This window comes from Pantoea sp. Cr_R13 (assembly GCF_029222565.1).
Lineage (GTDB): Bacteria > Pseudomonadota > Gammaproteobacteria > Enterobacterales > Enterobacteriaceae > Pantoea > Pantoea eucalypti.
In genome coordinates, this window is record NZ_JARHXL010000019.1 from 115,586 (window position 1) to 141,170 (window position 25,585).

Below are 25,585 nucleotides of genomic sequence, written 5' to 3' on the forward strand. Positions count from 1 at the left end.
AAAGGGCGTGGCCTATCCTCTCTTACGACGATGGGCAGTATTATTTCGCTGCCCCGCACTCTCCTGCATAGACATCACCACGCCAGCGAATTCCTTCATCACCCGACGATAAACATCGCGCTTGAAGGAGACAACCTGACGCACCGGATACCAGAAGCTGACCCAGCGCCAGCCATCAAATTCAGGCGTGCTGCTGCGCTGCACATTGATATCCGCGTCATTACACATTAACTGCAGAAGAAACCACTTTTGTTTCTGGCCGATACATACCGGCTTTGTGTCCCAACGCACCAAACGTTTTGGCAACTTGTAACGTAACCAGTTGCGGGTAGAGGCAAGTATTCGAACATCTTGCCGATGTAATCCGACTTCTTCGAACAGTTCGCGATACATCGCCTGTTCTGCGGTTTCACCGGGATTGATGCCTCCCTGAGGAAATTGCCAGGAGTGCTGTCCAAAGCGCCTGGCCCATAACACTTGTCCCTGCCGGTTACAGATTACGATACCAACATTCGGGCGGTAGCCATCATCATCGATCACCGGACTACCTCAAAGCAAAATTTGAATGGGCTGATTGTTTCACACTCCTTACAGGCGGTAAACCACTGGATTCATGGGGTATCAGACCATCAAATGCGGGATAACTCACAGAAAACGGCAAAGTTATAAACAAACAGCGTGAAAAAGATCGATCTTATTCACTTTTTCTGTGGATAGCTTTGTGCAGAACGCGGGAGTTAACTGAATAACATTTTCACTGCTCGCAGAAGGACTCAAAAGAAACAGTAAGTCATCATTATGATATTTAATGGAAATAAATCATTCTGGCTCTCCCTGAGACTTTCATAAACTGCCAATATTCTCGCGACAACTGACAATTGATTAAAATATAACCACACCCTTTTTTATCCACAGATAATCGCTCAGGGTTAGGTCAGAGCGGCGAAATTATGCTCAAACAAAGAAAAGTCAAGGCTGTAAATGGAACCAGTACCGCACTAATACGGGGGTTATCCCATTTTTCTGTGGATAACCGGGATGGAGATCCTGTTCATTGTTGCGCGTAAGCTGGGATAACAATGCCTGCCTGATGATGGCGCAAGGGTTATCCGTTAAAAAAAGTGCGATCTATCATGTTATTATCGATCCCTGATGCGGTGAATTTTAGTGAAAGGATTTCCTCACCCTCAACTGTACAAATTTTAATCATTGCGAGTTATCAACATGAGTTACCTGCCAGGACCACCTGACGATGAAGCCAGCCTGCTGGCGCGTGCGCAGGATTTAGCCGGATTAACACTGGAAACGCTGGCCGCTCGCGCCGGGCTGCCCATGCCTGCGGATCTTAAACGTGATAAAGGCTGGGTCGGCATGCTGCTGGAGTTACATCTTGGTGCCAGCGCGGGCAGCAAGGCGGAACAGGACTTTGCCCATCTGGGTATCGAACTGAAAACCATCCCGATTGATGCGCAGGGAAAACCGCTGGAAACCACCTTTGTCTGCGTCGCCCCGCTAACCGGCAACAGCGGCGTCACCTGGCTCACCAGTCATGTGCGCCATAAACTGGCGCGGGTGTTGTGGATTCCGGTTGAAGGCGGGCGTGAGATTCCGCTGCGGGAACGTCGTGTGGGCGCGCCGCTGTTATGGAGCCCGGATGCAGAAGAAGATGAGATGCTGCGTCAGGACTGGGAAGAGTTGATGGATATGATTGTACTGGGACGCGTTGAGCAGATTACCGCACGGCATGGTGCCTGGTTGCAAATCCGCCCGAAAGCCGCCAACAGTAAGGCGCTGACAGAAGGTATTGGCGATCAGGGCCAGCCAATTATGACCTTGCCGCGCGGCTTCTACCTCAAAAAGAGCTTCACCGGACCACTGCTGGCGCGGCATTTTCTCCTGTGAATCGCGCCACTCGCGCTGATCAATCGCAATTTTGTGGGAGATCGGTGAATTGAATGCGTATAATCGCCGTTTACTTTTCGTTTAGGATTGAATGTCGGTATGTTTGAGTGGATTGCTGATCCCAACGCCTGGCTGGCGCTGGGCACCCTGACCATCCTTGAGGTGGTGCTGGGTATTGATAACATCATTTTCCTGTCGCTGGTGGTCGCTAAACTGCCAAAGCACCAGCAAGCCAGCGCACGTCGCATTGGTCTGATGGGCGCGATGCTGATGCGTCTTGGCCTGCTGGCCTCAATTGCATGGGTTGCCCGTCTGACTAATCCGCTGTTTACGCTGATGGATCATGCGTTTTCAGCGCGCGATCTGATTCTGCTGTTTGGTGGACTTTTCCTGCTGTGGAAATCGAGCATGGAGATCCATGAAACGATCGAAGGCAGTGAAGGCGAACATAACACCCGCGTTCATTCGTTCCTCGGCGCGATTGTACAGATTATGATGCTCGACATTATTTTCAGTCTCGACTCTGTTATCACCGCTATCGGCCTCTCCGATCATCTGTTCATTATGATGGCAGCCGTCGTCATTGCGGTGCTGATGATGATGTTCGCCGCGCGCGCCATTGGTGAGTTTGTTGAACGCCATCCGTCGGTGAAAATGCTGGCCCTCTCCTTCCTCATTCTGGTCGGTTTTACCCTGATTCTGGAGAGTTTTGCGGTCCATGTACCAAAAGGTTACATTTATTTCGCGATGTTCTTTTCGATGGCGGTTGAGTGTCTTAACCTGATGCGCAGTAAGAAAAAGCACGCCTGATAAAGTCAAGGGCGAGCCTGCTCGCCCGGTTACTTTCAGATTTCTGCGATTAACCCTGCCGGCAAAAACATTTATTACTACACTGTTTGCACGTGACCATTTGTGAGGATAAGGCGTGATGAAAGGGTTGGCAGGAGTAGCACTGGTGATGGTAACCGCAGCATTCTTAAGTGGATGCAGTTCTGATTATGTCATGGCGACTAAAGATGGTCGTATGATTATGACCGAAGGTAAGCCAAGCATTGATAAAGAGACCGGTCTGGTTGAGTACACGGATCAGACGGGTCACATGGTGCAGATTAACAGCGATGAGGTTTCAACAATCATTGAACGTTAAGTGCCCTGTATAATCGCCTGCCATCAATTCCCCGCTGGCAGGCGATTTCCCCGACTTTTCCCCCTTCCTTCCCCGCCATTGCTCGCGCTATAGTCCCTGAGAACACAACATTCCATTCCATAAAGAAAAGGAAGCTGGCAATGCACTATCATCGTATTCCTCACAGCACGCTGGAAGTGAGTCAGCTGGGATTGGGTACCATGACGTTTGGCGAACAGAACAGCGAAGCCGACGCCCATGCTCAACTGGATTTAGCACTCCGTTCCGGCATCAACTTTATTGATACTGCCGAGATGTATCCGGTGCCACCGCGCCCGGAAACCCAGGGTCTGACTGAACAATATATTGGCAGCTGGCTCAAACAGCGCGGCAGCCGCGACAAAATCATTCTGGCCAGTAAAGTCGCCGGACCGTCGCGCGGCAATGATGCGTCCATTCGCCCGGATATGGCGCTGAACCGTAAAAATATCCGTGCCGCGCTTGATGCCAGTCTGAAGCGCCTGAATACCGACTACCTTGATCTTTACCAGCTGCACTGGCCTCAGCGTCAGACCAACTTTTTTGGCAAGCTTGGCTATCAGTACAGCGAAACCACCGCACAGGTCACACTGCTGGAGACGCTGGAAGCGCTGGCCGAACAGGTGCGCGCCGGTAAGATTCGTTATATTGGTGTGTCGAATGAAACGGCATGGGGCGTGATGCGTTATCTGCAACTGGCAGAGAAGCATGAGCTGCCGCGCATTGTCAGCATTCAGAACCCCTACAGCCTGCTGAACCGCAGCTTTGAAGTGGGTCTGGCCGAAATCAGCCAGCATGAAGGCGTGGAGCTGCTGGCCTATTCCAGCCTGGCATTTGGTACGCTAAGTGGCAAATACCTGAATGGCGCGCAGCCTGCGGGCGCACGTAACACGTTGTTCAGCCGCTTTACCCGCTACAGCGGCGAGCAATCACAGCAGGCCGTTGCAGAATATGTGGCGTTAGCGCAACAGCATCAGATTGACCCATCGCAGATGGCTTTAGCCTATGTGCGTCAGCAGCCGTTTGTGGCCAGCACACTGCTGGGTGCCACCACGCTTGAACAGCTGCAGATTAATATCGACAGTTTCAATCTGACCTTAAATGCCGAGATTCTGGAAGGTATTGAGGCGATTCATCGTCGCTATACCTATCCGGCGCCATAAGTGCGCCTTTGCCAGCTGCCGCCCTGGTGGCTGGCCTCTCTTACAGGTCGCGATAATAGAGTTTTACTGGTTTATCCGGATACTCCAGGGCCTCTCCCTGGGGCAGCCAGCCAGATCGTTCGTAGTAGCCCTCAAACGTTGACCAGAGCCACAACCGTGGATAGCCACGCGCCTGTGCATAAGTTATCACATGCTGCTGCAGCGCCTCGCTGACACCTTTGCCGCGCGACGACTCATCAACATAGAGCGCAGCCAGCCAGGGAAAAAGATCCTGACGGCTGATCAGGTCGCAGCGCCAGAATCCCGCGGTGCCGACTGCCCTGTCCGCTTCCACAGCAACAAAGGTAACCGGAAAGTCAGCACCGGTCAGGCTGCTGTTCACCACGCTGGTGAAGAACGCGCGACTGGTGGCGTCACCAAATGCGCGCCACTGCCAGTCGATGATCTGATCGGCAAACTGCGGTGCATCGCTGAGCGAGACGATTTTCATGGATTAGCTGATTTCCAGTGCCAGCAACGACTCAATAGTTTGTGCACGGCGGATTTCGCGCGGCTGGCCCTGCTCAAACAGCACTTCCGGGATCAGGGGGCGGCTGTTGTAGTTAGAAGACATGGAAGCACCGTAAGCGCCGGTGTCGTGGAACACCAGATAATCGCCCACTTTCGCCGCCGGGATCGCGCGCGGTTCGACCATGCCGCCCTCCAGCTGAGTAAAGACATCGCCTGATTCGCACAGCGGACCGGCAACTACTGTGTCGATCTTCTGCTGCTCATCAATGGCCCGCTCATCGCCCGCCATCAGCGAGATATGGTGATAGCTGCCATACATGGATGGGCGCATCAGATCACTGAAACCGGCATCAACCAGCACGAAGTGACGGCTGCCCATCGACTTCACTGCCCGAACCTGCGACACCAGTACGCCAGCCTCGGCCACCAGGAAGCGACCCGGTTCGATCTCCAGCTTGACCGCGTGGCCCAGATGCTGAGCAATGCGCTGCCGTGCTGCGTCCCACAGGCCGAAATAGTGATGAGTATCAATCGCCTCTTCACCGTAGCGATAAGGAATAGAAAGACCACCGCCCGCAGAGATTGCCGTCAGATCCTGACCTGACGCCATCACCAGTTCCACCATCGCATCACAGACCTGCTGAAGATGCGCATAATCCACACCTGAACCGATATGCATGTGGATGCCCACCAGCTGCAGACCGTACTGTTTAATCGCTGCCAGCGCCTCTGCTAAGTCGCCATGCCAGATCCCATGCTTACTGTTTTCGCCGCCGGTATTGGTTTTCTGGCTGTGGCCGTGACCAAAGCCAGGGTTGACCCGCAGCCACACCGCGTGTCCAGGTGACACCGCGCCGAGCTGATGCAGCATATCGATCGAGCCGGCATTCACCGGCACTTTTAACGCAGTCACCCGCTCCAGCGTCGGTTGATCGAACAGATCGGCAGTAAAGACGATCTCGTCACCACCTGGCTGGTATCCCGCAGCCAGCGCACGTTCGATCTCGCCCAGCGATACCGAATCCACTTTTACCCCCGCTGCCCGCATCAGGCGCAGGATATGCGTATTCGAGCAGGCTTTCTGTGCAAAACGCACCACATCAAACGCCTGCAGCTGAGCAATACGCGCCTGAATAATCTGCGCATCATAGGCCCAGAACGGTCCGTTATAACGACGTGCCAGTGGCAGCAGGTTAGCGGCGTTGAGTGCGGTTTCGGTATTCTGTAAGGAACGTGGCATAACAATTCTCCTGTGGCGTTAACCGCATTAAGCCAGATTCGTGTCATAGCGAAAAATATCTGTTTTAATAGCATCTATGCAGAATGGATATAGATAAACGGCGTGGCGAATATTAACTGGCGGCATATCGAAATTTTTCATGCGGTGATGACCAGCGGTAATCTGACGCAGGCTGCCACACTGCTGCACACATCGCAGCCAACGGTCAGTCGGGAGCTGGCACGTCTGGAGCAGCAGCTGGGATTAGAGCTGTTCGGGCGGGTACGCGGTCGCCTGCAGCCGACGGTGCAGGGATTGCGTCTGTTTGAAGAGGTACAGCGCTCCTGGTATGGCCTGGACCGCATCATGGAAGCGGCAGAAGGCCTGCGCCAGTTTCGTCAGGGCGAGCTGTCGATCGCCTGTCTGCCCGTTTTTTCGCAGTCGCTGCTGCCGCTGCTGTGTCAGCCCTTTTTACAGCGCTACCCGGATGTAAGTCTGAATGTGATTCCGCAGGAGTCGCCGCTGCTGGAGGAGTGGCTGTCGGCGCAGCGCTACGATATCGGCTTAACCGAAACCCAGCACGCGCCGGCCGGAACTGACCGCCTCGCCCTGCTGACCTGCGATGAAGTGTGCGTGTTGCCGCAGAATCACCCCTTAAGTCAGCGTGAGGTGCTGACGCCGCACGACTTTGCGGGTGAAAAGTATGTGAGCCTGTCGCGCAGCGACAGCTATCGTCAGCTGCTGGATGCGCTGTTTCAGGAGCAGGGAGTGGAACGGCGGCTGGTGATGGAGACACACAGCGCCGCTTCGGTATGCGCGATGGTCAGGGCGGGCGTGGGAATTTCGATTGTGAATCCGCTGACGGCGCTGGATTACGCCGACAGCGGTGTGGTGATGCGTAAGTTCAGCGTGGCAGTTCCGTTTACCGTCAGCCTGGTGAGACCGCAGCACCGCCCTGCGTCGGCGCTGGTGGATGCCTTTGTCAGCCATCTGCAACAACAGGTGGCTGATTTTCCGGCACGCATCACCGCCCGCCTGGCTTAAGCGTGAACCCTGGCGGTCGCACGGCCCGATTTACGAAAGGTAATCAGACAGACCAGCAGACCGATGGCGGCCAGCGCAGCCGCAGCAACCGGCACCGCCGTCAGGCCGAATCCGCGGCCAATCACTGCGCCACCGACCCAGGCACCCAGCGCGTTACCAACGTTGAATGCCGAAATGTTAAGGGTTGAGACCAGGTTCGGTGCTTCTTTGCCGTGACGCACTACGTTGATTTGCAGACCCGGCACCGTGGCAAAGGTTGCCATCGCCCAGAGGAACAGGGTGATCTCCGCCAGCCACAGCGCATGGCTGGTCCAGCTGAACAGCAGCGAGAAGATGGCGATCAGTGAGAAGCTCAGGATCAGGCTGAAAGAGACTTTCCAGTCAGCCAGTTTACCGCCGAGAATATTGCCAACTGTCAGGCCCGCACCTATCAGGAACAGCGTCCAGCTGACGCCGCGGTCGCTAATGCCCGTCACCTCTAACAATAGCGGCGCAATGTAGCTGAACAGTGCAAACATCGCCGCCGCAAAGCACACCGTCATCAGCAGCGACAGCCACAGTTTGCCGTTGGCCAGTGCGCCAATTTCACTCGCCAGATGAACCGGTTTTTCCTGTTTGTTGTTGGGCAGACTGACGATCAGCGCGATAAACGCCAGCACGCCGATCACCGCCACGCCCCAGAAGGTCGCTCGCCAGCCAAACATCTGTCCGAAACTGGTTCCCAGCGGCACGCCCAGCACGTTAGCTAAGGTCAGCCCTGTAAACATCAGTGCCACAGCCGAAGCCTGACGCCCGGCAGGCACCAGACTGGCGGCGACCACCGCGCCAATCCCGAAGAAGGCACCGTGGCAGAGTGCGGTAACGATTCTGGCCAGCATCAGCAGGTTATAGTTGTAAGCCAGCGCACACAGCAGGTTGCCGACAATAAAGATCACCATCAGCAGAATCAGCGTTTTTTTGCGCGGCAGTCTGGCGGTCAGCAACGCCATAATCGGCGCACCAATTGCTACCCCCAGCGCATAGCCGCTGATCAGCCAGCCCGCCGACGGAATCGACACCTGAAGGTCACGCGCCACCTCCGGCAGCAATCCCATAATGACAAACTCGGTGGTTCCGATGGCAAACGCACTTAACGCCAGCGCCATTAATGCTACAGGCATAACACTCTCCCGGTTTCATTTGCAGGTGAACCGCGCGGACACGCAGCCCCTCGACGCTTATTAAATTTGATCTGCGTCACAGTGAGTATTACAGCATAGCGCTGGTGCACGACATAGCCTGTATGCAGCAAAGGATTATTGCTGAGGCCGCAATAATCGTGTCGCTGTGCCTGTCGCAACTTTCCTTCTCTGCCTGCGGACCATACCTGAAAGACCCCGGCGAACCCGGTCCAGGTTGTCATTCTCCGTGAACCGATTACGCTTTTTAATGCGTATTTAATTAATAAATCCTTAAAGTTGCCGATATATCCCTAATGAATTGCCAGGTGATGTAATCAACTGCTGACGCAGGGAGAGAGAATGCAACGACTCATAGCCTTAATGGTTTTAGGCTTAACTGGCTGCTCGGTGGGGCATTATGAGTACAGTAAAGAAGCGGAAAAACGCGTTGATATGACCGTGACCGGCATTCCTACCGTGCTGGGTTTAGGCACGCTGGGTACCACCATCCCGCTGACGCCGGAGTACAGCCTGACCGCTGCACATGTGGCGAAGTTCTCTCTTTACCGGGTTAAAGCCTGGCATCCGCAATGCGATCTGGCCGTGGTCTACCATAAAAACAGCGAAATGAATCTGCCACCCAGCTTTCGTAACAGCCATATCGGCGACCAGGTAAATCTCTACGGCTACAGTTTTATTTCGGCCATGCCGGTCAGCTCCAGCGGGCAAAACCTGATTAATACCACGCTGGCGAACAGCTGGAATAAGCCGGACTGCGTTGTAGTGGCTGCGAATGCGGGTGTGGTGAAAGGGATGTCAGGCGGCGCGGTCTATAACGCCTCTGATGATACGCTGGCGGGTGTGATTATTGGCTACAGCAATAACATTAATGACAATGTCAGCGGTAAGACACTCTATAAAAACGTTGCGCTCTATGTGCCCTATTCCCGCTTTCAGAGCTGGCTGGATCAGGCGATCAAGTCCTGATGTGTGCTGAATGGACAGTGGTAAAAAAGGCCGGAACTTCCGGCCTTTTTCGTGCTGACAACGCCGAATCAGAGTGCATCTGACAGCAACGGATAAAGTAAGCGCGCAGGGAATACGGTCAGAAAAAGAAAGCGTCCCGCGCCAGGGATGGCGCGGGCCGAGCGGTCATGGATGACGGCTTTTGCGTCTTTCCGATCTGACCGTGTTCCCTGAGCAGGCTCGATCTCATAGCGAACCGGGCCATACTCTTTCAGCAGACATAAAAAAGGCCGGTATGCCCGGCCTTTTCTGAGAACAGTCAGACTTACTTGCTGCCTGGACGCAGTGCCGGGAACAGAATCACATCGCGGATCGTGTGGCTGTTAGTAAACAGCATCACCATACGGTCAATCCCGATACCCAGACCGGCGGTTGGCGGCAGGCCATGTTCCAGCGCGGTAACATAGTCTTCGTCGTAGAACATCGCTTCGTCGTCACCGGCATCTTTGGCATTCACCTGCTGCAGGAAACGCTCAGCCTGATCTTCCGCATCATTAAGCTCGGAGAAGCCGTTACCGATTTCACGACCGCCAATGAAGAACTCAAAGCGATCGGTGATTTCCGGATTCTCGTCGTTACGACGGGCGAGTGGCGAGACTTCAGCCGGATATTCAGTGATGAAGGTTGGCTGAATCAGATGCGCTTCTGCCGTCTCTTCGAAGATCTCGGTCACGACGCGGCCCAGACCCCAGCTCTTCTCCACTTTGATATGCAGGGATTGTGCAATCGCCACCGCTTTATCAAAGTCTTCCAGATCGGCCAGATCCGTTTCCGGACGATATTTCTTGATCGCTTCACGCATGGTCAGTTTTTCAAACGGCTTGCCGAAATCAAACTCCTGCTCACCGTAAGGCACGACCGCGCTGCCCAACACATCCTGCGCCAGAGTACGGAACAGGCTTTCGGTCAGTTCGATCAGATCTTTGTAATCCGCATAGGCCATATAGAGTTCCATCATAGTGAACTCTGGGTTATGACGTGGCGAAATACCTTCGTTACGGAAGTTACGGTTGATCTCGAACACGCGGTCGAAGCCACCCACTACCAGACGCTTCAGGTAAAGCTCTGGTGCAATACGCAGATACATGTCGATATCCAGCGCATTGTGATGGGTGATGAACGGACGCGCAGAGGCGCCGCCCGGGATCACCTGCATCATCGGGGTTTCCACTTCCATAAAGTCGCGGCCTACCATGAACTGGCGAATGCCGGCCATGATCTGCGAACGAATTTTGAAGGTGTTGCGTGACTCTTCGTTGGCGATCAGATCAAGGTAACGCTGACGATAACGGGTTTCCTGATCGGCCAGGCCGTGGAATTTGTCCGGCAGCGGGCGCAGGGCTTTGGTCAGCAGGCGCAGTTCTGAACAGTGAATCGACAGTTCGCCGGTCTTGGTTCTGAACAGTTTGCCACGCGCACCCAGGATATCGCCGAGGTCCCATTTCTTGAACTGCTCGTTGTAGATGCCTTCAGCCAGATCGTCACGAGAGACGTAAAGCTGAATCCGGCCGCCCACATCCTGCAGAGTGACGAAAGAGGCTTTACCCATGATACGGCGGGTCATCATGCGTCCGGCGACGCTGACTTCGATATCCAGCGCTTCCAGCTCTTCGTTGCTCTTCTCGCCATAGCTTTCCAGCAGCTGGTTTGAAAGGCTGTCACGACGGAAGTCGTTGGGAAACGCCAGACCGTTGGCACGCAGCGCACTCAGCTTTTCGCGGCGCGTTTTCAGTTCGTTATTTAACTCAACGGCGGCATCAGCGCTCTGCGGTTGTTGTTCAGACATGTCTATAACCCTGCTTTTAAACTAGCTTCAATGAATCGATCCAGATCGCCGTCCAGCACCGCCTGGGTGTTACGTGTCTCTACGCCGGTGCGCAGATCTTTGATGCGTGCATCATCAAGAACGTAAGAACGGATCTGACTTCCCCAGCCAATGTCGGACTTGTTGTCCTCCAGCGCCTGTTTCTCAGCATTTTTCTTCTGCATCTCAAGCTCGTACAGCTTCGCTTTCATCTGCTTCATCGCCTGATCTTTGTTCTTGTGCTGAGAACGGTCATTCTGACACTGGGTGACAGTACCGGTTGGAATATGGGTAATACGTACCGCAGATTCCGTCCGGTTAACATGCTGGCCGCCCGCACCCGACGCACGATAAACGTCAATGCGCAGATCGGCTGGGTTGATGTCGATATCAATATCGTCATCCACTTCCGGGTAGATAAAGGCAGAGCTGAATGAGGTGTGACGACGGCCGCCGGAGTCAAACGGGCTCTTACGCACCAGGCGATGCACGCCGGTTTCGGTGCGTAACCAGCCAAAAGCGTAGTCGCCTGACACGCGAATGGTCACAGACTTGATGCCTGCAACTTCACCTTCAGACTCTTCGATAATTTCAGTTTTGAAGCCTTTCGCTTCGGCCCAACGCAGATACATACGCATCAGCATGCTGGCCCAGTCCTGCGCTTCGGTGCCGCCGGAACCCGCCTGCAGATCGATATAGCAGTCGGCGCTGTCATACTCGCCAGAGAACATGCGGCGGAATTCCAGTTCACCCAGCTTGCCCTCAAGGACATCCAGCTCGGCAACCGCTTCGTCGAAGGTCTCTTCGTCTTCCGCTTCTACAGCCAGTTCAAGCAGACCCTGCACATCTTCCAGGCCCTGCGACATCTGATCCAGCGTCTGCACGATCGCTTCCAGCGAGGAGCGCTCTTTGCCCAGCGCCTGAGCGCGCTCAGGTTCGTTCCAGACATCGGGCTGTTCCAGCTCGGCGTTTACTTCTTCGAGGCGTTCTTTCTTGGCATCGTAGTCAAAGATACCCCCGAAGAACGTCGCTGCGCTCACTGAGGTCCTGAATACGGTTTTTGACCGGGTTAATTTCAAACATGGCTTTAGCGTCTTTCTTATGTTCGATGGGACAGGAAAATTAACGCACAAGTTTACCCGAAACTGGCGGCAGATTGTAGCGCTGAGACAGCGGGCTGATACCGGGGTTGCGTGACGTGTCGCATTTGCTTATCGGATCGCGGTGACATCCTCGCGCGCAGCAGAATAACGCAGAAAATAATCGGGCGGTCGCGCATCTGTCGTAACCGGAGACGCGCGCACCCTGTTTAACTCAGTTCAGCGGCCAGATATGGTCGATAATCAGCTGCACCGAGCGGTTACCACGATACTCATTGATATCCAGCTTATAGGCCAGCTCAACCTGACGAATGCTGCTGTCGGGCCACAGCGTGGTATCGACATTAAAGGCGATACCGTCGATCAGCGGACCGCCGTCCAGCGGCTCGACCATGACTTTAAGGTGTCGCTCGCCCACCAGCCGCTGTTGCAGCAGCTTAAATTTGCCGTCAAAAGCGGGTTCCGGAAACGCCTGGCCCCAGGGCCCGGCTTCGCGCAACATTTCTGCGGTCTGCAGGGAAAACTCCTGCGGCTGTAACGCGCCATCTGACCAGATGATGCCCTGCAGCGATTCGCCATCCAGCCACTCACCGACCAGATCGGCAAAGCGCTGACGAAACTCCTCGTAGCGTGCGGTTTCCAGCGATAAGCCGGCTGCCATGGCGTGACCGCCAAACTTTAGCATCAGACCAGGATTCAGGGTATCCAGACGCTCCAGCGCATCGCGCAGATGCAGTCCGGCAATCGAGCGGCCCGAGCCTTTCAGCGTGCCGTCGCCCGCTGGCGCAAAGGCAATAACAGGACGATGGAAGCGCTCTTTAAGACGTGATGCCAGAATCCCCACCACGCCCTGATGCCATTCGGGATGATAGAAGGCCAGCCCCAGCGGCAGATCGCGCTGCTCGCGCTCCAGCGCCTGACACAGCGCCAGCGCTTCGCTCTGCATGCCCTGCTCGATCTCTTTACGCGTCTGGTTTAGCGCGTCCAGTTCGCTGGCCAGCATGCGCGCCTGGCTGAGATCGTCGGTCATTAACAGCGCAACGCCCACCGACATATCGTCGAGCCGGCCCGCGGCGTTGAGTCGTGGTCCCAGCGCAAAGCCGAGATCGCTGGCCGCCAGCTGACGGGCATCGCGATTAGCAATCTCCAGCAGCGCGCGGATGCCTGGCCGGCATTTTCCGGCACGAATGCGGCTGAGCCCCTGCCACACCAGAATGCGGTTATTGACGTCGAGCGGCACCACATCGGCTACCGTGCCAAGCGCGACCAGATCCAGCATCTCCGCCAGATTCGGTTCCGTGCGGGTGGTGCCAAACCATCCCTTAGTGCGCAGATGGGCGCGCAGCGCCAGCATCAGATAGAACGCGACGCCCACGCCCGCCAGCGCGCGCGAGGGAAAGTTGCAGTCCGGCAGATTAGGATTCACGATCGCCTCAGCGGCGGGTAACGTCTCGCCGGGCAGATGGTGGTCGGTAATCAGCACCGGAATCCCGTGCTGATGAGCAAAATCAACGCCAGCGTGGGAGGAGATGCCGTTATCGACCGTCAGGATCATCGCCGCACCGCGCGCACGCGCCTGCTCAACCACTTCCGGGCTAAGGCCATAACCATCTTCAAAGCGGTTAGGCACCAGATACTGCACGTTGCCACCGCCCATGCTGCGCAGCGCCATGACCGTCAGCGCGGTACTGGTCGCACCATCGGCATCAAAGTCGCCCACTACCATAATGCGACGCCCATCCAGCAGCGCCTGATGCAGCAGTTCCACTGCACTCTCTATCCCGCTTAATGACTGGTACGGCAGCAGGTTTTTCGCACCGCGCTCCAGCTCGGCGGCGTCACGCACGCCGCGCTGGAGATAGAGCCGCTTCAGCAAAGGCGGCAGCGTGGCCGGTAGCGCATCGTCAACCGTCACCTCACGGCGACGCAGTTCCACTTCCTGTTTTACCACCGATTAACCACCACGCTTCTGATTGTCCAGCACCTGCTTCAGCTCCTGCGGCGACTGATAACCCGGAATCATCATGCCGGTGTCAGTCAGCATCGCAGGGGTGCCCTGAATGCCAAACAGCACGCCCAGTTTGTAATGCTGAGAAATATCGATTTTGCAGCTGTCTGGTGCGGCCATCTTCGGCGCATTGCCTTTCATCGCCTCATCAAACGCTTTATTGCGGTCAGCGCTGCACCAGATCGCCTTCATTGCCGGTTCGATCTGACCATTCAGTCCCTCTCGCGGAAACGCCATGTAGCGCACGGTAATGCCCAGCGCATTGTAGTCGGCCATCTGCTCGTGCAGCTTGTGGCAGTAACCACAGGTGATGTCGGTGAAGACGGTGATCACATGCTGCTCTTTCGGGGCTTTGTAGACGATCATCTCCGGCACCAGCGCCTCGACTTTTTTATCCAGCAGCTGGTTGGTGACGTTGACCGGCTGTTTGCCGCTGACGTCATAGAGCGGGCCCTGGATCATATGTTTACCGTCATCGGTAACATAGAGCACGCCGCTTTCCGACAGCACGGTTTTAAAGCCAGGCAGCGGGGATGGAGTGATCTCCGTCTGGTTCAGACCGAGTTTTTTAAGGGATTGCTGAATGGCGCTGTCATCGGCCTGTGCGAGACCGGAAAAGGCGCTGGCTAACAGGGCCAGCATGGCAAAATGCTTGTTCATTTTTATCCTTATGGCCGCGAATCAGGCTCGCGGATGGTGTTGTTGATGCAACTGACGCAGGCGCTCAGTGGCGACGTGCGTATAAATTTGGGTGGTGGAGAGATCGCTATGTCCCAGCAGCATCTGTACGACACGCAGATCCGCACCGTGGTTCAGCAGATGGGTCGCAAAGGCATGACGCATTACATGCGGCGATAACTTTTCGCTGTCGATCCCCGCCAGCGTGGCGTAATGCTTGATGCGATGCCAGAAGGTCTGGCGCGTCATCTGCTGCGCCCGATTGCTGGGAAACATCACGTCCAGCGTCTGCCCATTGAGCAGCCACGGACGACCATGTTCCATATATTGCTCCAGCCAGTAAACCGCTTCTTCACCTAAAGGCACCAGCCGCTCTTTATCGCCTTTACCGATAACCCGGACAACGCCCTGCCGCAGGCTGATGTCGCTGAGCGTCAGGCCAATCAGTTCGGAGACACGCAGGCCGGTGGCGTAGAGCAGCTCCAGCATTGCTTTGTCGCGCAGCTCCAGCGGAATATCGATATTCGGCGCCTGTAAAAGTCGTTCGACCTGCGCTTCACTGAGATCTTTCGGCAAACGCTGCGGTAGTTTTGGCGCGGACAGCAGCGCGCTCGGATCGTCCGGTCGCAGCTTTTCGCGATAAAGATACTGGAACAGTCGACGCATGGCGCTGAGCAACCGCGCTGAGCTGGTCGCTTTGTAACCGCCCTCCAGCCGTTCGGCCAGGAACTGCTGCAGATCGAGCGGCGTCACGCTGAGCAGCGTCAGCTGGTGATGCGCCAGCCAGCCGGTCAGTGTCTGAAGATCCTGACGATAAGAGGAGAGAGTATTCTGCGCCAGATTGCGTTCAATCCAGAGCGCATCAAGAAACTGTTCTGTCAGATCGCTGTCCTGCACGTTGTCTCCGCCGTCTGGTGTAAAATCATGCTCATTATGCCTGATTCAGCAGCGCTTCTGGTACAATTGCGCCAAAGTCAGTATTTACAGAGTGTTATCTGCATGAAAATCGGTCTTTTTTACGGTTCAAGTACCTGTTACACCGAAATTGTAGCGGAGAAAATTCGCGATTTTATTGGCGAAGAGTTAGTGACGCTGCATAACGTGAAAGATGACGACCCACGCCTGATGGAACAGTACGATTTGCTGATCATGGGCATCCCGACCTGGGATTTCGGTGAGTTGCAGGAGGACTGGGAGGCGATCTGGACGCAACTGCCCGCGCTGAATCTGCAAAACAAGATTGTTGCGCTGTATGGCATGGGCGATCAGATTGGCTATGGCGAGTGGTTTTTAGATGCGCTCGGCATGCTGCACGATTTGCTGCAGCCCATGGGCGTGCGGTTTGTCGGCTACTGGCCGCTTGCGGGCTATGAGTTCACCAGTCCTAAACCGCTGAGTGCCGATGGCTCGCAATTTGTGGGTCTGGCGCTGGATGATGTGAATCAGTTCGAGGTCACCGATGAGCGCGTTGAGCAGTGGTGCGAGCAGGTATTAACCGAAACCGCTGCACTGCTCTGAACGATTCCGTGCTCTGGATTGCCGCTGTAGAACCCGAGCGCCTGCAGATGCCTGCAGATAATAGTCTGCCCTGTTGCCGTTAATGCCGCGCTTTGCTGAAACAGCAGGCGCGTAATGCTCGCCATTCGCCGGGCTGCATATTGTCCCGCATCAGCCACCATCGCAGCGTAGCGCCCTTTTCACTCCTGGCCACCAGCAAGACGCCAATCGGTAACCAGCGCAGCGGCTGGGTCGGTCGCCAGCGTTTTCCCTGCCAGATCCAGCAATGACCGCCTTCCCGCTGTAACTCACCGTGCCGCTGACGCAATCGTCGGAAGCTGCACCAGCCTTCAGCCAGCAACAACAGAATAACCGGCACTTTAATCAGCCAGCCGCCCACCGGCAGCGTCATCAACGCGACGCCAGTCACGGCTGCCACCAGCCAGGCGCACAGACATCCGCACGCCATGCGGGAGGGCTGCAGCTTACATTGCCACGGGGCCGCGATCATGGTTACGCTGCTGGATCAAATTCACCATCCGCTTAAGCTCTGGATCTTTTGGCTCACCGTGATTCATCAGCCAGTTAAACAGGTCAGGATCGTCACTCTTCAGCAGGTTAACAAAGACCTGCTTATCAGTGTCATTAAGCGTGTCATACTCAAATTTGAAGAACGGCATAATAGCCACATCCAGTTCCAGCATGCCGCGACGGCAAGCCCACTGAATACGTGATTTATCATTAATATCCATGCATCAATTTCCACAATTCACAACGTGGCCGCTAGTGTAACCTGGTTTAATGCAGCTCGCAGGCGCAGCGTCGCAGGCTGTGCAACCTGCCACATTTCAGATTGTAGCTTTTCAGGGTTATCACGCCTTTTGTGCGCCGTTTTCCGTAAACAGGTTGCATTGCCAGTCGGCTCTTTTAACATTGAAGACAATGTTCCGGATGAACCTTCTAATACAGGATATCTCCATGCCCACTTTTACTTTACCGCCGCGCCAGCCTGCCGCGTCGTCTCGTCTGCCATTAACCCTGATGTCACTGGATAGCTGGGCGCTGGTTTCCGTTACCGGTGCTGACAGTACCGCTTACCTGCAGGGTCAGCTAACGCTGGATGTCGCGGCGCTGGATGCAGACCACCATTCGCCCGCCGCACACTGCGATGCCAAAGGCAAAATGTGGAGCAATATGCGCCTGTTCCATCGCGGCGAAGGCTACGTCTACGTGATCCGCCGTGAACTGCGCGACACCCAGCTGACTGAGTTAAAAAAATACGCGGTGTTTTCGAAAGTGACGATGGCAGCTGACGATGAGTCCGTGTTGCTGGGCCTGGCCGGTTTTCAGGCCCGCGCCGCGCTGGCGAATCTGTTTGATAGCCTGCCCAACAGTGAGAAACCGGTCGTGCAGCAGGGAGAAACCACGCTGCTGTGGTTTGCCCATCCCGCCGAACGTTTTCTGATTGTTACCTCGCAGGCTATGGCAGAAACCCTGAAGCAGAAGCTCAACGATGATGCGCAGTTCAATGACAGTCAGCAGTGGCTGGCGCTGGACATTGAAGCGGGCATTCCGGTAATCGATCCGGCCACCAGTGTGCAGTTTATTCCTCAGGCCACCAACCTGCAGGCGCTGGATGCTATCAGCTTCAAAAAGGGCTGCTATGCCGGTCAGGAGATGGTCGCCAGAGCGAAATATCGCGGTGCCAATAAACGCGCGCTCTACTGGCTGGCGGGTCAGGCAAGTCATCTGCCCGAAGCCAATGCTCCGCTGGAGATACAGATGGGTGAGCGCTGGCGTCGTACCGGCAGCGTGCTGGCTGCGGTGCAGTTAGATGATGGAATCAGCTGGATTCAGGTAGTGCTGAATAACGATCTGGAGCCGGACAGCGTGCTGCGGGTTGAAGGTGACGAAGGCGGGCATCTGACCATTCAGCCGCTGCCCTACTCGCTGGCTGAAGAGTGATGTAACCGCATGGCCCTTTCATTAACGGAAGGGCCATGCCGCAAGCTACTCAGCGCACATAAAAATAGATGGCGCAGAAGTGGCAGAGACTGCCGCCCAGCACAAACAAATGCCAGATGGCGTGGTTAAAGGGAATGCGGCGTGCCACATAGAAAATCACTCCAAGCGAATAGATAATTCCGCCTGCGGCCAGCAGCCAGATGCAGCCCGGTGGCAGAATCATCGCCAGCTGATAAACCACAATCAGCGACAGCCACCCCATGCAGAGATAGGTCACCAGCGACAGCGCTTTAAAGCGATGTGCAATCGTGAGCTTGAACACAATACCCGCCAGCGCCAGCCCCCAGATCACCGCCATTAACCCATACGCCAGGGTCGTCCTCAATCCGACCAGCAGAAACGGCGTATAGGTCCCCGCAATCAGCAGATAGATGGCACAGTGATCGAGCTTTTTCAGCCAGGGTCTGGCGGGCCCATCCGGGATCGCGTGATAGAGCGTTGAGGCCAGAAACAGCAAAATCATGCTGCCGCCATAGAGGCTGTAGCTGATAAAGGTGATGGTGTCAGCCTGCCTCTCAGTGGCCTGATGGAGCATCAGCACCAGCCCGACGATGCCAGACAGGCAGCCAAGACCGTGACTGATACTGTTGGCAATCTCCTCGGTGATGGAATAGCCCGCAGAGGGTCGATGTTTTTGAGAGAGTGTGGTGGTCATATTAGTTTCCTGAACAGCTCCATAGCAGTAGTCACTGTTACCCAGCGTAGCCAATAATTTTTTCAGTGTACACGTGTACGCTAAAAATGCTCACAGAAATTCACTATCCCTTAAACCACGTACTGAATCTGGTAAACTGACCTTCGGTCAACTGTTCAATGAGTCATTCATGTTTTCGCATCGCGATCTCGCCCGCCTTAACGATCTGGAAATGCAGGTCTATCAATTCATCATTAAGCACCGCGAGGGCGTCAGCTATATGACGATTCGCGAGCTGGCTGAGCAGGCTGCCGTCTCCACCACCACCGTGCTGCGCTTCTGCCGCAAGATGGATTGTGAAGGCTGGTCAGAGTTCCGCATCCGCCTGCGCTTAAGCGAACAACAGAGTGCACCGCTGCTCAACACGGCGGGCGTCAGTGAAATGCTGAGTTTTTTCAAGAGCATTAATAACCCGGAGTTTGAACAGCTCATCACGCAGGCTGCGCAGAAAATTAATCAGGCGGATCGGGTTTTCTTTATTGGCGTCGGCACCTCCGGCAGTCTGGCAAAATATGGCGCGCGATTTTTCTCTAACCTCGGTAAATTCAGTCACGCCATTGACGACCCCTACTATCCGGTCAGCACTGACCTGTATGAAAATACCGTCGCCATTATTTTATCGGTCTCCGGCGAAACGGAAGAGATCCTGCGCATTGCCAGTCAGTTCAGCCTGAAGAAGTGCAAAATCATTGCGATAACGAATACGGAAAGCTGCTCTCTGGCGAAGATTGGTGATTTTAACCTCTGCTATCACGTGCCGATTATTCGCATGGCCGACAATTCTGACATTACCACTCAGGTACCGGTGACCTATATTATTGAAGCAATAGGCCGCCAGCTGGGGAAATAAAACAGCCTGTTTTCTGGATGTAACAAACGTAATTCCAGGCGCGCTGTTATATCGTGACTTTCAATATTGCCTTGCTACACTCAGCTCAATTTCAATATCCGTAATGGAGTAAAGCATGAGTGCAGAATTGCAGTTACCAAAAGGCTTTCTTTGGGGCGGTGCGGTCGCGGCGCATCAGGTTGAAGGTGGCTGGGATCAGGGCGGCAAAGGCGTCAGCATTGCTGACGTGCTGACCGGCGGTTCACACGGCGTTGACCGCGTGATCACCGACGGCGTACAGCCTGGTCATTTCTACCCGAACCACAAAGGCGTGGAGTTTTATTCTCATTATAAACAGGATATCGCGCTGTTTGCCGAGATGGGCTTTAAATGCTTCCGCACCTCCATTGCCTGGACCCGCATCTTCCCCAACGGAGATGAGCAGCAGCCTAATGAAGCGGGCCTGCAATTCTATGACGATCTGTTTGATGAACTGCTGAAGTATGGCATTGAACCGGTCATCACGCTTTCGCACTTCGAAATGCCTTATCACCTGGTCAAAGAGTATGGCGGCTGGCACAACCGCAAAGTGGTCGACTTCTTTGTGCGCTTCAGCGAAGTGGTGCTGAACCGCTATAAGAACAAAGTGAAATACTGGATGACCTTTAACGAGATCAACAACCAGCGCAACTGGCAGTATCCGCTGTTTGGTTACTGCTGTTCAGGTGTGATCTTTACCGAGCATGAGAAACCTGAACAGGCAATGTATCAGGTCATGCACCACCAGTTTGTTGCCAGCGCTAAAGTGGTGAAGCTCGGTCACGACATCAATCCTGACTTCCAGATTGGCTGCATGATCGCCATGGTCCCTGTCTACCCGTTCTCCTGCCACCCGGACGATGTGGTGCTGGCGCAGGAGTCGATGCATCAGCGCTATGTGTTCAGTGACGTGCAGATGCGTGGCTACTATCCGGCCTACACGCTCAGGGAGTGGGCACGTAAAGGTTATGACATTCAGATGGAAGCGGACGATGCTGAGACGCTGCGCCAGGGCTGTGCAGACTATGTCGGTTTCAGCTACTACATGAGCAACGCCGTGAAGAGCGATGCCAGCGGCGTTGACGATCCGATCACCGGCTTTGAAGGTGTGGTGAAAAACCCGCATGTGAAAGCGTCAGACTGGGGCTGGCAGATTGATCCGGTCGGCCTGCGTTATGCCATGAACGAGATCTACGAGCGTTACCAGAAGCCGCTGTTTATTGTCGAAAACGGCTTTGGTGCGATCGATAAGCCCGGCGCTGACGGGCTGATTGAAGATGATTACCGCATCGACTACCTGCGTGCGCACATCGAAGAGATGAAGAAAGCCGTAGCGTATGATGGTGTGGATTTAATGGGCTACACACCATGGGGTTGCCTGGATTGCGTCTCTTTTACCACCGGCCAGTACGATAAGCGCTACGGCTTTATTCATGTGAATAAAAACGATGATGGCAGCGGCGACTTTTCTCGTGCGAAGAAGAAAAGCTTCAGCTGGTATCAGCAGGTTATCGCCAGCAACGGCGAAAACCTCTGATTCCTGAAGCCGCATAAGCTTCGAAGCTAGTTAACGACCACCGGCAGCGTCAATGATGCTGCCGGTGACATATGAGGCCGCATCGCTGGCCAGCCAGACAATCGCTTCCGCCACCTCTTCTGCCTCACCGCCGCGCCCCATCGGAATTGCGCTGGCAAGCCTGTCCACCCTGCTCGGCTCTCCACCATCGGCATGCATCTCTGTATAGATAAATCCCGGACGTACGCCATTGACCCGAATCCCCTGCTGCGCCACTTCCAGCGACAATCCTTTGGTCAGCGTATCCATCGCCCCTTTTGAGGCGGCGTAATCAACATATTCGCCAGGCGCACCGGTACGCGACGCGGCCGACGAGACGTTTACAATCGCGCCGCCCTGACCGCCGTGATGCGTGCCCATCCGCTTAACCGCCTCACGACAGCAGAGAAAGGATCCGATGACGTTGGTCGCAAAGACCTTTTGCAGTCGCGCCGCCTCAAGCTGTTCGGTGCGGCATTGCTGAAACAGAATCCCGGCGTTGTTCACCAGCAACGCCAGCGGCAAAGAGTCCTTGTCGAGCTGCGCAAACATCGCCATCACCTGCGCTTCATCACTGATATCCGCCTGAACCGCAAAGGCTTCACCGCCCTGCTGCTGGATCTGGGCCACCAGCTGTTGCGCTTCGGCCTCGCGCTGACGATAGTTCACTGCAACCCGATAACCCCGGGCTGCCAGTAACAGTGACGTGGCCCGCCCGATACCGCGGCTGCCACCCGTAACCAGTGCCAGTTTCATGCTGATTCTCCATAAAAAAGGGCCGACGAATCGGCCCCTGATGATTAACGCTTGCCCGTAGGGAGATTACTGATAATCGCTCATCGGCACGCAGGAGCAGAACAGATTGCGGTCGCCAAACACATCATCCAGGCGTTTTACTGTCGGCCAGTATTTGTTATGGCTGCCCGCCGGGAAGACAGCCAGTTCACGGCTGTAAGGATGTGACCATTCACTGACGATTTCCAGCTGGGTATGTGGCGCATTAACCAGTGGGTTGTCGTCCAGCGGCCATTCCCCTGCCGCCACCCGGTCAATCTCCATACGGATCGCCAGCATTGCGTCAATAAAGCGATCCAGTTCGATTTTGCTCTCTGACTCGGTCGGCTCCACCATCAGCGTGCCCGCCACCGGAAAGGACATGGTCGGCGCATGGAATCCGTAATCGATCAGGCGCTTAGCAATATCCAGCTCGCTGATGCCGGTTTGCTCTTTCAGCGGACGGATGTCGAGAATACATTCGTGCGCCACACGGCCATCGCGGCCGGTATAGAGCACCGGATAAGCAGACTGCAGGCGGCTGGCAATATAGTTAGCATTCAGAATCGCGACCGAACTGGCCTGTTTCAGCCCTTCGGCGCCCATCATGCGAATGTACATCCAGCTAATCGGCAGAATAGAGGCGCTGCCAAACGGCGCTGCGGAGACCGCGCCCTGCTGCGTCAGTACACCGTCGATCTGCACCACGCTGTGCCCCGGAACAAAGGGAGCCAGGTGCGCTTTCACGCCAATCGGTCCCATACCCGGACCACCACCGCCGTGCGGAATGCAGAAGGTTTTGTGCAGATTGAGGTGCGAGACATCTGCGCCGATGTAGCCTGGCGTGGTGATGCCGACCTGCGCATTCATGTTCGCGCCATCCAGATACACCTGACCGCCGTACTGATGCACGATCTGGCACACTTCGCGGATGGTCTCTTCATAGACGCCGTGGGTAGATGGATAAGTCACCATGATACAGGAAAGTTTGTCGCCCGCCTGCGCCGCCTTTTCACGCAGGTCGCCAAGGTCGATGTTGCCCTGTTTGTCGCACGCGACCACGACCACGTCCATGCCCGCCATCTGGGCTGAGGCCGGGTTCGTACCGTGTGCCGAACTCGGGATCAGACAGAGATGACGATCGCCCTCGCCGCGACTTTCGTGATAGCGGCGGATCGCCAGCAGCCCGGCATATTCCCCCTGCGCGCCAGAGTTAGGCTGCATGCAGAGTGCATCATAGCCGGTGAGCTGCACCAGCCACTGCGACAGCTGGCCGATCATCTGCAGATAGCCGGTAGCCTGTTCAGCCGGGCAGAATGGATGCAGCTCAGCAAACTCCGGCCAGGTGATCGGGATCATCTCAGCGGCAGCGTTGAGCTTCATGGTGCAGGATCCGAGCGGGATCATCGCCTGATTCAGCGCCAGATCCTTTTTCTCAAGGCTGTGCATATAACGCATCATCTCGGTTTCGCTGTGATGACGGTTGAACACCGGATGGGTCAGGATCTCGCTGTGACGCTGCAGGCCAGCAGGAATCGCGTGGCTTTCACTAGCGACTTCGCTGTCGAGTTTTTCCAGATCCTGGCCATGTTCATCACCCAGCAGAATAGCAAACAACGCCAGAATATCTTCGCGGCAGGTGGTTTCATCCAGCGTGATGCCAACGGCATTATGGATGTCGCTGCGCAGGTTAACACCAAAGCACAGAGCGCGGTTCAGCACAGCGGCTTTATCCGCCACTTCCACCGTCAGCGTATCGAACCAGTGCTGATGGCGCAGTTTCAGGCCGCCCTGCTGCAGTCCGGCTGCCAGGATGCTGGTGAAGCGGTGAATGCGTGAGGCAATACGTTTCAGACCAGCCGGGCCGTGGAAAACCGCATAGAGACCCGCAATGTTTGCCAGCAGCACCTGCGACGTACAGATGTTGGAATTAGCCTTTTCACGACGGATATGTTGTTCACGGGTCTGCATCGCCATGCGCAGTGCTGTGTTGCCTGCGGCATCACGTGACACACCGATGATGCGGCCTGGCATAGAACGTTTATGCTCGTCGCGGCTGGCGAAGAAGGCTGCGTGCGGACCGCCGTAACCCATCGGCACGCCGAAGCGCTGAGCAGAACCAAAAACAATGTCTGCGCCCTGTTTGCCTGGCGCTTCCAGTAACACCAGCGACATAAAGTCTGCCGCCACGCTGACCACGACTTTGCGTGCTTTCAGCCCGGCAATCAGCGCGCTGTAATCGTGCGCGTTGCCTGTCGTTCCCACCTGTTGCAGCAGCACACCAAACAGGTCGTCGTGATCCGCTGCCTTGTCGGCGCTGTCGATGATCAGTTCAAAACCGAATGTCTCTGCACGAGTCCGGACCACATCCAGCGTCTGCGGATGAATATCGTCGGCAATGAAGAATTTATTGGCGTTTTTGAGCTTACTGACGCGTTTTGCCATCGCCATCGCTTCGGCTGCAGCCGTGGCTTCATCCAGCAAAGAGGCGGACGCAATATCCATGCCGGTAAGATCCAGCGTCAGCTGCTGGAAGTTCAGCAGTGCTTCCAGGCGGCCCTGCGAGACTTCAGGCTGATACGGGGTATAGGCAGTGTACCAGCCCGGATTTTCCAGCATATTACGCAGGATAACCGGCGGAGTGATGACCGCGCTGTATCCCATACCAATCCAGGATTTGTAACGCAGATTCTGACTGGCAATGGCTTTCAGTTCGGCCAGCGCCTGCTGTTCAGTCGCGGCTTCGCCAACGGCGGGTGGGCCCGGCAGCTGAATGTCTGCCGGCACAATCGTGCTGATTAACGCGTCCAGCGAACGGGCACCAATCGCGTCAAGCATCTGCGCCTGCTGCTCAGGTGAAGGACCGATATGGCGCTCAATGAATGCACCGTTGTGTTCAAGCTGGCTGAGAGTCTGAGTCATTAGCAGTAAATCCTGAATCGGGCTGGGGGAACCGGAGAGCAAACAGAAATCTGCGGCCTCTGTCTGAGGCCGCCTGACGATTACTCGTCGATGGAGGCTTTATAAGCATCCGCATCCAGCAGCGTGTCGATTTCAGACGCGTCGCTGGCTTTGATTTTAAATAACCAGCCGCCGTCATAAGGCTCACTGTTGACCTGCTCCGGTGAGTCAGTCAGGGCATCGTTGACCGCCACAATCTCACCGCTAATTGGCGCATAGATATCTGACGCCGCTTTAACGGACTCTGCCACAGCGCACTCTTCACCGGCGGCAAACGTCGCGCCCACTTCAGGCAGATCGACAAATACCATGTCGCCCAGTAACTCCTGCGCATGTTCAGTAATACCCACGGTGTAGCTGCCATCGGATTCTTTGCGCACCCATTCGTGGCTGTCGCGGTACTTCAACGTATTCGGCACATTGCTCATTGGC

At 55.4% G+C, this 25,585-nt stretch carries 25 protein-coding genes; 10 read left to right on the plus strand and 15 right to left on the minus strand.

Annotated elements, in window-relative coordinates; translation table 11 throughout:
* Window positions 1-12: 12 nt before the first annotated feature.
* Window positions 13-540 carry an RNA pyrophosphohydrolase gene (gene rppH, locus P2R09_RS20055; RefSeq protein WP_275772285.1) on the minus strand — a complete coding sequence of 176 codons (528 nt, stop codon included), beginning with the start codon at window positions 538-540 and terminating at the stop codon, window positions 13-15.
* Window positions 541-1,224: 684 nt separating this feature from the next.
* On the opposite strand from rppH, the gene mutH reads away from it, so the two are divergent.
* From mutH to P2R09_RS20075, 4 genes are all read left to right on the plus strand, one after another.
* Entirely contained in the window at window positions 1,225-1,902 is a 678-nt protein-coding gene (gene mutH, locus P2R09_RS20060; RefSeq protein WP_078804927.1) for a DNA mismatch repair endonuclease MutH, read from the plus strand.
* Between the two features lie 99 nt (window positions 1,903-2,001).
* Window positions 2,002-2,712, plus strand: a complete 711-nt coding sequence (locus P2R09_RS20065; protein ID WP_008925658.1) for a TerC family protein — start codon at window positions 2,002-2,004, stop codon at window positions 2,710-2,712.
* Window positions 2,713-2,830: 118 nt separating this feature from the next.
* Window positions 2,831-3,049 (plus strand): YgdI/YgdR family lipoprotein, encoded by a 219-nt coding sequence (locus P2R09_RS20070; protein WP_003853956.1) that lies wholly within the window; start codon window positions 2,831-2,833, stop codon window positions 3,047-3,049.
* Window positions 3,050-3,189: 140 nt separating this feature from the next.
* The gene (locus P2R09_RS20075) at window positions 3,190-4,230 is read left to right on the plus strand and encodes an NADP(H)-dependent aldo-keto reductase (protein WP_275772289.1); all 1,041 of its coding nucleotides are present in this window, start codon (window positions 3,190-3,192) and stop codon (window positions 4,228-4,230) included.
* Between the two features lie 40 nt (window positions 4,231-4,270).
* Here the strand turns inward: P2R09_RS20075 and P2R09_RS20080 are convergent, their stop codons facing one another.
* Complete coding sequence (locus tag P2R09_RS20080) at window positions 4,271-4,720, minus strand: GNAT family N-acetyltransferase (protein WP_275772290.1); 450 nt, start codon at window positions 4,718-4,720, stop codon at window positions 4,271-4,273.
* Window positions 4,721-4,723: 3 nt separating this feature from the next.
* The gene (gene lysA / locus P2R09_RS20085) at window positions 4,724-5,980 is read right to left on the minus strand and encodes a diaminopimelate decarboxylase (protein WP_275772292.1); all 1,257 of its coding nucleotides are present in this window, start codon (window positions 5,978-5,980) and stop codon (window positions 4,724-4,726) included.
* 102 nt (window positions 5,981-6,082) lie between these two features.
* Between lysA and P2R09_RS20090 the strand changes: the two genes are divergently transcribed.
* Window positions 6,083-7,003 carry a LysR family transcriptional regulator gene (locus tag P2R09_RS20090; RefSeq protein ID WP_275772294.1) on the plus strand — a complete coding sequence of 307 codons (921 nt, stop codon included), beginning with the start codon at window positions 6,083-6,085 and terminating at the stop codon, window positions 7,001-7,003.
* Here P2R09_RS20090 and P2R09_RS20095 read toward each other — a convergent pair.
* The gene (locus tag P2R09_RS20095) at window positions 7,000-8,163 is read right to left on the minus strand and encodes an MFS transporter (RefSeq protein ID WP_275772296.1); all 1,164 of its coding nucleotides are present in this window, start codon (window positions 8,161-8,163) and stop codon (window positions 7,000-7,002) included. The genes P2R09_RS20090 and P2R09_RS20095 overlap by 4 nt on opposite strands.
* A 360-nt stretch (window positions 8,164-8,523) precedes the next feature.
* Here P2R09_RS20095 and P2R09_RS20100 point away from each other — a divergent pair, with 360 nt between their 5' ends.
* On the plus strand, window positions 8,524-9,150 hold the full coding sequence (locus P2R09_RS20100; protein ID WP_275772298.1) for a serine protease: 627 nt from the start codon (window positions 8,524-8,526) through the stop codon (window positions 9,148-9,150).
* A 304-nt stretch (window positions 9,151-9,454) separates the two neighbouring features.
* Here the strand turns inward: P2R09_RS20100 and lysS are convergent, their stop codons facing one another.
* From lysS to xerD, 5 genes are all read right to left on the minus strand, one after another.
* Window positions 9,455-10,975, minus strand: coding sequence for a lysine--tRNA ligase (gene lysS, locus P2R09_RS20105; protein ID WP_275772300.1), 1,521 nt, complete (start codon window positions 10,973-10,975; stop codon window positions 9,455-9,457).
* Window positions 10,976-10,977: 2 nt separating this feature from the next.
* Window positions 10,978-12,076 (minus strand): peptide chain release factor 2 gene (gene prfB, locus P2R09_RS20110; protein ID WP_099257461.1). Its coding sequence is split into 2 segments (ribosomal slippage): window positions 10,978-12,000 and window positions 12,002-12,076, totalling 1,098 coding nucleotides; the frame shifts between segments, so codons are not numbered across the junction.
* Window positions 12,077-12,307: 231 nt separating this feature from the next.
* Window positions 12,308-14,044: a single-stranded-DNA-specific exonuclease RecJ gene (gene recJ / locus P2R09_RS20115; RefSeq protein WP_275772303.1), complete on the minus strand. Its 1,737-nt coding sequence runs from the start codon at window positions 14,042-14,044 to the stop codon at window positions 12,308-12,310.
* Between the two features lie 3 nt (window positions 14,045-14,047).
* Window positions 14,048-14,761, minus strand: coding sequence for a bifunctional protein-disulfide isomerase/oxidoreductase DsbC (gene dsbC / locus P2R09_RS20120; RefSeq protein WP_275772305.1), 714 nt, complete (start codon window positions 14,759-14,761; stop codon window positions 14,048-14,050).
* Between the two features lie 21 nt (window positions 14,762-14,782).
* Window positions 14,783-15,676, minus strand: coding sequence for a site-specific tyrosine recombinase XerD (gene xerD / locus P2R09_RS20125; protein ID WP_003852887.1), 894 nt, complete (start codon window positions 15,674-15,676; stop codon window positions 14,783-14,785).
* A 102-nt stretch (window positions 15,677-15,778) separates the two neighbouring features.
* On the opposite strand from xerD, the gene fldB reads away from it, so the two are divergent.
* Window positions 15,779-16,297 (plus strand): flavodoxin FldB, encoded by a 519-nt coding sequence (fldB, locus tag P2R09_RS20130; RefSeq protein WP_275772307.1) that lies wholly within the window; start codon window positions 15,779-15,781, stop codon window positions 16,295-16,297.
* Window positions 16,298-16,376: 79 nt separating this feature from the next.
* On the opposite strand, the gene P2R09_RS20135 is transcribed toward fldB, so the two are convergent.
* Window positions 16,377-16,787, minus strand: a complete 411-nt coding sequence (locus P2R09_RS20135; protein WP_275772310.1) for a protein YgfX — start codon at window positions 16,785-16,787, stop codon at window positions 16,377-16,379.
* Complete coding sequence (gene sdhE, locus P2R09_RS20140) at window positions 16,762-17,028, minus strand: FAD assembly factor SdhE (protein ID WP_003852881.1); 267 nt, start codon at window positions 17,026-17,028, stop codon at window positions 16,762-16,764. Before sdhE ends, P2R09_RS20135 begins: the two co-directional genes overlap by 26 nt.
* A 226-nt stretch (window positions 17,029-17,254) precedes the next feature.
* Here sdhE and ygfZ point away from each other — a divergent pair, with 226 nt between their 5' ends.
* On the plus strand, window positions 17,255-18,241 hold the full coding sequence (ygfZ, locus tag P2R09_RS20145; RefSeq protein WP_275772313.1) for a tRNA-modifying protein YgfZ: 987 nt from the start codon (window positions 17,255-17,257) through the stop codon (window positions 18,239-18,241).
* 49 nt (window positions 18,242-18,290) lie between these two features.
* On the opposite strand, the gene P2R09_RS20150 is transcribed toward ygfZ, so the two are convergent.
* A complete protein-coding gene (locus P2R09_RS20150; RefSeq protein WP_275772315.1) occupies window positions 18,291-18,956 on the minus strand; it encodes a hemolysin III family protein in 666 nt (221 codons plus the stop codon).
* Between the two features lie 169 nt (window positions 18,957-19,125).
* On the opposite strand from P2R09_RS20150, the gene P2R09_RS20155 reads away from it, so the two are divergent.
* Together P2R09_RS20155 and P2R09_RS20160 are read left to right on the plus strand one after the other, a co-directional pair.
* Window positions 19,126-19,845 (plus strand): MurR/RpiR family transcriptional regulator, encoded by a 720-nt coding sequence (locus tag P2R09_RS20155; protein WP_275772317.1) that lies wholly within the window; start codon window positions 19,126-19,128, stop codon window positions 19,843-19,845.
* A 115-nt stretch (window positions 19,846-19,960) separates the two neighbouring features.
* Window positions 19,961-21,400, plus strand: coding sequence for a 6-phospho-beta-glucosidase (locus P2R09_RS20160; protein ID WP_275772319.1), 1,440 nt, complete (start codon window positions 19,961-19,963; stop codon window positions 21,398-21,400).
* A gap of 30 nt (window positions 21,401-21,430) precedes the next feature.
* Here the strand turns inward: P2R09_RS20160 and P2R09_RS20165 are convergent, their stop codons facing one another.
* From P2R09_RS20165 to gcvH, 3 genes are all read right to left on the minus strand, one after another.
* A complete protein-coding gene (locus P2R09_RS20165; RefSeq protein ID WP_275772320.1) occupies window positions 21,431-22,174 on the minus strand; it encodes an SDR family oxidoreductase in 744 nt (247 codons plus the stop codon).
* Between the two features lie 66 nt (window positions 22,175-22,240).
* Complete coding sequence (gene gcvP, locus P2R09_RS20170) at window positions 22,241-25,114, minus strand: aminomethyl-transferring glycine dehydrogenase (protein WP_275772321.1); 2,874 nt, start codon at window positions 25,112-25,114, stop codon at window positions 22,241-22,243.
* A gap of 80 nt (window positions 25,115-25,194) precedes the next feature.
* Window positions 25,195-25,581, minus strand: coding sequence for a glycine cleavage system protein GcvH (gcvH, locus tag P2R09_RS20175; protein ID WP_275772323.1), 387 nt, complete (start codon window positions 25,579-25,581; stop codon window positions 25,195-25,197).
* Between the last annotated feature and the right edge of the window lie 4 nt (window positions 25,582-25,585).